The organism is Ruminobacter amylophilus (assembly GCF_900115655.1).
Classification (GTDB): Bacteria; Pseudomonadota; Gammaproteobacteria; order Enterobacterales; family Succinivibrionaceae; genus Ruminobacter; species Ruminobacter amylophilus.
The window spans coordinates 1-2,394 of record NZ_FOXF01000092.1 but is presented as its reverse complement, the minus strand read 5'-3'; the positions used below and the strand labels follow the sequence as shown (position 1 = coordinate 2,394).

The window sequence follows — 2,394 nt, the reverse complement described above, 5'->3', positions numbered from 1 at the left end:
TCCTGGACACCCAATGAGGTGATCTATGGCATATACAATACAACAAATTAAAACAGCTTTAGAGCTTTATGACAAACTAAAAAAAGTTGTACCAATGTTAAACGAGTAAATTTGTTGACACTAAAAACGAGTAAAAGTTGACACCATGAGATTATACCTATTTATCGTTTTCTTCCAGTAATTTTTCTTTTCTTGCTGACATAAGTCTATAGCTGTCACCGTTAATGGTGAGTACACAGCTGTGATGCAGCAGCCGGTCCAAAATAGCGGTAGCAGCGGTTGAATCACCAAGAATAAGCCCCCAGTCTCGAACAGGTCGGTTGCTAGTAACAATTGTACTTCTTGATTCGTATCTTCTGTTGACTAGCTGAAAGAGTAGATGTGCTCCCTCAACTGTAACCGGGAAATAACCAAATTCATCTATTATCAGAACCTTAACTTTGGACAGTTTTTGAAGTTTCTGCTCAAGTTTACACTGAGCCTGAGCTTCAAGCAGTTCCTTGATTAAAGCTTCCGCAGTCCTGAACAGAACCGAGTATCCATTTTCAATGGCCGTCATTCCGAAGCCAATGGCCAAATGCGTTTTTCCGACACCGGGAGGACCGAGAAACAATATGTTGGAGCCACTTTCAACCCAACTGAGAGTTTTTAATTCTCTGATTATTGCCATATCAATACTGGGCTGCACATCAAAATCAAATGAGTTAAGAGTGCATCTGCGGGGAAAATGAGCCGACATTATTCCTAAGCGTATCCTGTTTTCTTCACGCCGTTCGATTTCCTTTTTAAACACGAACTGCAGTATCTCTCTAGAGTTCATTTTGCAGATGGATGTTTCACTTATAATCTCTTCAATGTGATCTCGCAGATAGGTCAGATTAAGTCTGTCTGCCATGGCCTTAAGGATATCGTCCGTACAGCTGTTCATTACCATGTACCTCCGATTGCTGATTCATATGTCTCAAGAGGCCTTGCAAGAGCATTTTTTCCCCACAACTCAAAATCAGAACTTACGCTGTTTTCTGATACAGGGGTTGATTTTTCCTGTGGTTTGGTTGTATAAACAGAAGTGGTCTTATCCATTCTGATGACTTTGTTGTCAGCTTCGTGGATGATGATATCCGTGTCTGTTATCTGAACAAATACGCTTTGGTTTGAGTACTGCTCAGGTAGCTTGTACAATCTGTTCTCGATGCGGATAAGACCACACTTATCTACCTTCCTCTTTTCTTCCCTAATGTTTGTAAACATCGTCTTTTCAAAAGGTCTCAGTTCTGATTTTTCCTCTTCAATGAACCGTTCTATGGGAAGCTTTGCTCCTGTTGTATGAGGAAGAGACAGTTCTCTGATATCCGAATATCGAACGAGCCACAGGTTTATCCAGTTCTGTAGACTCTCAAGTGAATCGAAATCTTTGCCGGACAAGGCATTTTCCTTGAAGTATCGTACCATGCGTTCGCATTTACCTTTTGAACGGGGAAGATACGGTGTACATACGACCGGTCTGATTTTCCAATAACGACAGAACGCCATGTATCTTTCATTTAATACCAGATTTTTTCCTGTATGACTCGTTACTAGGCATTTGGTATTATCGGATACCACTGACAATGGTACTCCTCCGAAGTGCCTGAATGCACTTTCTATTCCGTTCAGCCAGGCTTCCGTATTCTCTGAGGTAAATGCCTTCACATACATTCGCCTTGAATAACCAAGTACACATACAAAGAAATGGATCCTAATTTTTACTCCGCCTATAACCACGTCTTTTTCCCCGAAGTCTATCTGAAGCTGATCTCCTGGCTGAGTTTCATAACGTACAGGCGTTGAAGAACCTGCTTTCTTAAGCTCTTGCCTGTATTTCTTGCAGAACTGCTGCAGTGACCTGAGATTTGTACTTCCTTTGTAGAGTTTCTGTACTTTGCGTTGCATCGGTACGCAGTGCCCCTCAAAACGCATGAATAAAGACTTCACTGTACTCTCATTTTTTCTAAGCCAGCTATTGAAGCTCTCATGAGATCTTTGGGTATTTGCATTACTGATATTCATGTACTTACGGACAGTCTGTCTGGATATATAAAGTTTCGCCGCTATGCGTTTTATTGGCAGTCCCTGTTCATGAAGTTCACGAATTTGTTGCTGAGAAATTGAATCAAGCACTTTTTCTGAACATCCTTTTATAGTTAATCGATGCTTAATTCTCGTATGTTTTTTTGAAACTTTCATTGTTGCTCCTATCATTTTTAGGTGTGGCAACTTTTTACTCGTTTTAGGGGGTCAAATATTTACTCGCGTAACATACCAACCGTTAGGCAATTAGGATACCCAGCTGTTCATACTATGTATGAATGGATCAACCAGCGAGAAGCAACTGGAGGTAAATTTCCTGATATC

2 protein-coding genes are annotated in these 2,394 nt (G+C 40.8%); both read right to left on the bottom strand.

From position 1 onward, the window contains the following. Positions 1-157: 157 nt before the first annotated feature. Positions 158-928 (bottom strand): IS21-like element helper ATPase IstB, encoded by a 771-nt coding sequence (gene istB / locus BMY80_RS11830; RefSeq protein WP_031579084.1) that lies wholly within the window; start codon positions 926-928, stop codon positions 158-160. Beyond that, entirely contained in the window at positions 928-2,160 is a 1,233-nt protein-coding gene (gene istA / locus BMY80_RS11825) for an IS21 family transposase (RefSeq protein WP_245730197.1), read from the bottom strand. Before istA ends, istB begins: the two co-directional genes overlap by 1 nt. Positions 2,161-2,394 lie beyond the last annotated feature (234 nt).